General features: G+C 69.6%; 4 protein-coding genes and 2 tRNA genes. 5 read left to right on the top strand and 1 reads right to left on the bottom strand.

What is annotated here, in order from left to right; all coding sequences use genetic code 11:
- Positions 1-248 precede the first annotated feature (248 nt).
- Positions 249-1235, top strand: coding sequence for a glycine betaine ABC transporter substrate-binding protein (locus tag JJ683_RS17930; RefSeq protein ID WP_200176124.1), 987 nt, complete (start codon positions 249-251; stop codon positions 1233-1235).
- 99 nt (positions 1236-1334) lie between these two features.
- Here JJ683_RS17930 and JJ683_RS17925 read toward each other — a convergent pair.
- A tRNA-Gly gene (locus JJ683_RS17925) sits at positions 1335-1408 on the bottom strand.
- Between the two features lie 236 nt (positions 1409-1644).
- Here JJ683_RS17925 and JJ683_RS17920 point away from each other — a divergent pair.
- From JJ683_RS17920 to JJ683_RS17905, 4 genes are all read left to right on the top strand, one after another.
- Positions 1645-1718: transfer RNA gene (locus JJ683_RS17920), tRNA-Pro, on the top strand.
- Between the two features lie 113 nt (positions 1719-1831).
- Positions 1832-3235, top strand: coding sequence for a trigger factor (gene tig / locus JJ683_RS17915; protein WP_200176123.1), 1404 nt, complete (start codon positions 1832-1834; stop codon positions 3233-3235).
- A 209-nt stretch (positions 3236-3444) separates the two neighbouring features.
- Entirely contained in the window at positions 3445-4035 is a 591-nt protein-coding gene (locus JJ683_RS17910; RefSeq protein ID WP_143910746.1) for an ATP-dependent Clp protease proteolytic subunit, read from the top strand.
- A gap of 128 nt (positions 4036-4163) precedes the next feature.
- Positions 4164-4781, top strand: a complete 618-nt coding sequence (locus JJ683_RS17905; RefSeq protein WP_200176125.1) for an ATP-dependent Clp protease proteolytic subunit — start codon at positions 4164-4166, stop codon at positions 4779-4781.
- Positions 4782-4839: the final 58 nt, after the last annotated feature.

Genomic DNA, 4839 nt, shown 5'->3' with positions numbered 1-4839 from the left:
CCCGGGCCCGGGGCGCGTCGTTGGGGGGGCGGCGGGCGCACCCGGGGCGGGGCCGGCACCCCGGGGGGGTCCCCGCCCACGCCCGTGTCGCGCCGACCCGCCGCGGGCATTGTGCCGGAAGTCCTGAGAACGACCCCGCCGAAGTGGCAGCCTCAAGGTGAGGATCGAAGACGGCGGCCGCGCTGATGGACTGTGCGGGCTGGCTTGCCCAGCCCGGCGGCGGGGTCGCGCGGAAGGGAGATGCAGCGATGGGCCCGTCGGACACGGGGGATCGGACAGGCGGCGGCGCGCGGCGCCGGAACACTGATCGCCGTCGTCGTCCACGCAAGGTGGCCGGGCTCGTCGCAGCGCTCGCCGCGGCGGCCCTCGTCGCCGCCGGCTGCGGATCCAGCGCGGACACCTCGGTCGATGAGGCGCACACCGTCGAGATCGGCTACATCGACTGGGCCGAGGACACGGCGCTGACGGCGCTGTTCGACCAGCAGCTCAGCGACTCCGGCTACCAGGTGAAGACGACGGGGTTCGACAACGTCGGCGCGCTCTTCGCGGCGATGGCGGACGGCAAGATCGACATGTTCCTCGACACCTGGCTGCCCCTGACCCATCAGAAGTACTGGGATAAGTACGGAGACCGGCTAGAGGACCTGGGAGTCTGGTATGACAACGCGAATCTCGAGCTCGCGGTGCCGTCGTATGTGACCGACGTGAACTCCATCGCCGACCTCAAGGACCACGCCCGCGAGTTCGGCGGCGTCATCACCGGCATCGACGCCGGCGCCGGGATCATGGACCGCACTGAGCACCACGTGATCCCCGACTACGAACTGGGCGGGGTGATGCGGGTGGAGGAGTCGTCCGCCGAGCAGATGGCGGCCGACTTGGGCACGGCGATCGCCGACCGCGCGCCGATCGTCGTCACACTCTGGCATCCGCACTGGGCGTACAGCCGCTACGACCTCAAGGACCTGCAGGACCCGAAGGGGTCCCTGGGTTCCACGGAGAACCTGCACATCACGGCGCGCGCCGGATTCAGCGACGACCACCCGAACCTCGCGACCGTGGCGTCGGGCTTCACCATCGACGACGAGCGGCTGCAATCGCTGGAAGCGGCGATCAACGCGGCGGGCGCAGACGGCACACAAGCCGCGGTGCAGCAGTGGCGGGCGGACAACGCCGACTACATCCGGCAGGAGTTCGGGACCCTGCACCAGAGCGACCAACGGCACATCAACTGACCGGTGCGGTGAGCGCTGCGGGCACAAGTGGGGCACGTGTGCCGGAATTCGGCCGTCTCGGGGGCGGCCAGGCCGGGCCGAAACCGGTCCTGACCAGCGTGGAGCGGGTGACGGGAATCGAACCCGCACCATCAGCTTGGAAGGCTGAGGTTCTACCATTGAACTACACCCGCATGGTGCACCCGCGGGCCGAGCGCGGCCAGCGTGCAACGAGAACTGTACCCAATCCGGGCCCGGTATCACCAGCGGGGGGCCGGGCCGTAGGATCGGGACCCGTACGATCCAGCGTGCGGGCCCGGCTGTGCCCGGATGCGGTTTTCGTGTCGGAACACCGGCCGCGGCGGGCACGCCCGGAGGGCTTCCGCCGCGCGGGCGCATCGAACGCGGCCGGGTAGGTGCCCAGTGGTCACGGGGTGTGGCGCAGCTTGGTAGCGCATCCGCTTTGGGAGCGGAGGGTCGCAGGTTCGAATCCTGTCACCCCGACTGGCAGTACGCGTGGCGCAGACGGTCGCGGAGGCCGCCTGCGTCCTGCCGGAGAACATCGAACACGACCGCGTCCCGGAACCGGGTCCGCGGAACGACGAAGGAGCTAGTCCGTGAAGAGCACCGTCGAGCAGCTCAGCCCGACGCGGGTCCGGATCAACGTTGAGGTGCCCTTCGAGGAACTCAAGCCGGACTTCGACGCCGTCTACCGTCAGCTTGCGCAGCAGGTGCGCGTTCCCGGGTTCCGCCCGGGCAAGGCGCCGGCGAAGATCATCGAGACCCGTGTCGGTCGCGGGGCGGTCATCGAGCAGGTCCTGCAGAATGCGGTGCCCGGCCGCTACACCGAGGCCGTCACCACCAACGACATCAAGGCCATCTCGCAGCCGGAGATCGAGGTCACCAACATCGAGGACGGTGACCACGTCGAGTTCACCGCCGAGGTGGACGTGCGCCCCGAGATCGACCTGCCGGACTTCTCCGCCATCGCGGTCGAGGTCGACCCGATCGCCGTCACCGACGACGCCGTCGACGAGCAGCTCGACGCGCTGCGTGCGCGTTTCGGCACCCTCACCGGGGTGGACCGCGCCGTGCAGAACGGCGACTTCGTCTCGATCGACCTGGCCGCCACCGTCGACGGCGAACCGGTCCCCGAGGCCACCGCGGAGGGGCTCTCGCATGAGGTGGGCTCCGGTCAGCTGATCGAAGGTCTGGACGAGGCCGTGGTGGGCGTCGAGGCCGAGGGGTCGGCCGAGTTCACCACCAAGCTGCTCGCCGGTGAGCATGCAGGCCAAGAGGCCGTGGTCACCGTGACCGTCAACAACGTCAAGGAGCGCGAGCTCCCCGAGGCGGACGACGAGTTCGCCCAGCTCGCCAGCGAGTTCGACACGATCGACGAGCTGCGCACGAGCCTGCGTGAGCGGGTCGAGCAGTCGCAGCGCTCCGAGCAGGCCGGCGCGATCCGCGACAAGGTGCTCGAGAATCTGCTCGAGCAGGTCGAGTTCGAGCTTCCCGAGGCGATCGTCCAGGCCGAGGTCGACAACCAGATCCACGAGGTCGTGCACAGCCTCGACCACGACGAGGAGCAGCTCGAGAAGCTGCTCGAGGCCCAGGGCTCGAGCCGCGAGAAGTTCGAGGCCGATGCCAGGGAGTCCGCCGTCAAGGCGGTCAAGGCGCAGCTGCTGCTCGACGCGGTCGCCGACGCGGAGGACGTGCAGGTCAGTCAGGAGGAGCTCACCGAGCGCCTGCTGTTCGAGGCCCGCCGCGGCAACATCGCGCCCGACCAGCTGGCGCAGCAGATCCAGGATGCGGGGCGCCTGGGCGTGCTCTACGCGGAGGTGCGGCGCAGCAAGTCGCTCGCCGACATCGTGCAGAAGGTCACGGCCAAGGACACCGACGGCGCCGTCATCGACGTGGCCGACCTGCTGGGCCTGAAGGACGACGAGGCGGAGACCGCCGACGAGGACGCGGCCGTCGGCGGATCCGGCGACGCCGACGACGACGCGGACGCGAAGGGCTGACCCCGAGGGGCTTTCACGCTGACAGCGAAAGTGGGCGGTACCGGGACTACGGTGCCGCCCGCTTTCGTTAGGGTCGATGAAGGGGCTCCCCGCGCGGCCGGCATCGCGCAGGGCGCCCGGGACCGCAAGGCGGTCGCGCACCGCCCGACCGCAGTTCGCAGTACACGACGCACTCGAAAGGCACGCCCGTGAGTTTGCAGAATCCCGCCATGCGTTCCGGCGCCTCCGGTCTCAACCTCAGCGACTCGGTCTTCGAGCGCCTGCTCCAGGAGCGCATCGTCTTCCTCGGCTCGCAGGTGGACGACGAGATCGCCAACCGTCTCTGCGCGCAGATCCTCCTGCTGTCGGCGGAGGACCCGACGCGGGACATTTCGCTGTACATCAACTCGCCGGGCGGCTCGGTCACCGCCGGCATGGCCATCTTCGACACGATGACCTACGCGGAATGCGATGTGGCCACCTACGCGATGGGCCTGGCCGCTTCGATGGGCCAGTTCCTGCTGGCCGCCGGCACCAAGGGCAAGCGCTACGCGCTGCCGCACGCGCGGATCATGATGCACCAGCCGTCGGCCGGCATCGGCGGCTCCGCCGCGGACATCGCCATCCAGGCCGAGCAGTTCGCGCAGACCAAGCGCGAGATGAACGAGCTCAATGCTCTGCACACCGGCCGCTCGGTGGAGGAGGTCACCCGGGACGCCGACCGCGACCGGTGGTTCACCGCGGACCAGGCGCTGGAGTACGGCTTCGTCGACCACGTCATCAGCCGGGCCAAGGACGCCGGCGGCACCGGGGCGAGCTGAGCGCCGCAGCACGGCCCGCCCCCCGTCCGCACGTCAAACCCGCTACCGCAGACACGGAGAACCCGATGACCCACTCTTCTTCGCAGAACCCTGCTCCGCAGAACCCCGGTCCCCGCGGCGGTGCACCGATGATGCCGCAGTCCCGGTACATCCTGCCGTCGTTCGTCGAGCACTCCAGCTACGGCGTCAAGGAGTCGAACCCCTACAACAAGCTGTTCGAGGAGCGCATCATCTTCCTCGGCACGCAGGTCGACGACGCCTCCGCCAACGACGTCATGGCGCAGCTGCTGGTGCTCGAATCGCTCGACCCGGACCGCGACATCACCATGTACATCAACTCGCCGGGCGGCTCGTTCACGTCGCTGATGGCCATCTACGACACGATGCAGTATGTCCGCGCCGACATCACCACCGTGTGCCTGGGCCAGGCGGCCTCCGCGGCCGCGGTGCTGCTGGCGGCGGGCACCCCCGGCAAGCGCATGGCGCTGCCCAACGCGCGCGTGCTCATTCACCAGCCTGCCACCGAAGGCATGCAGGGGCAGGTGTCCGACCTGGAAATCCAGGCCAAGGAGATCGAGCGGATGCGCCGCGCCATGGAGACCACGCTGGCGCGCCACACCGGCAAGGACGCCGAGCAGATCCGCATCGACACCGACCGTGACAAGATCCTCACGGCGGAAGAGGCCCGCGAGTACGGCCTCATCGACACCGTGCTGGAGTACCGCAAACTCTCGGCTCAGGCCTAGCAGGCAGAGCGGGCGCCGGGGCCGCCGCCCCGCCGCCCGGCGCGGCGGCGGCCCCGCG

The sequence above is a fragment of the Tomitella cavernea genome, assembly GCF_016599145.1.
Classification (GTDB): Bacteria; Actinomycetota; Actinomycetes; order Mycobacteriales; family Mycobacteriaceae; genus Tomitella; species Tomitella cavernae.
Note: the sequence above shows the minus strand (reverse complement) of the source record. Positions and strands in the feature narration are given on the sequence as shown.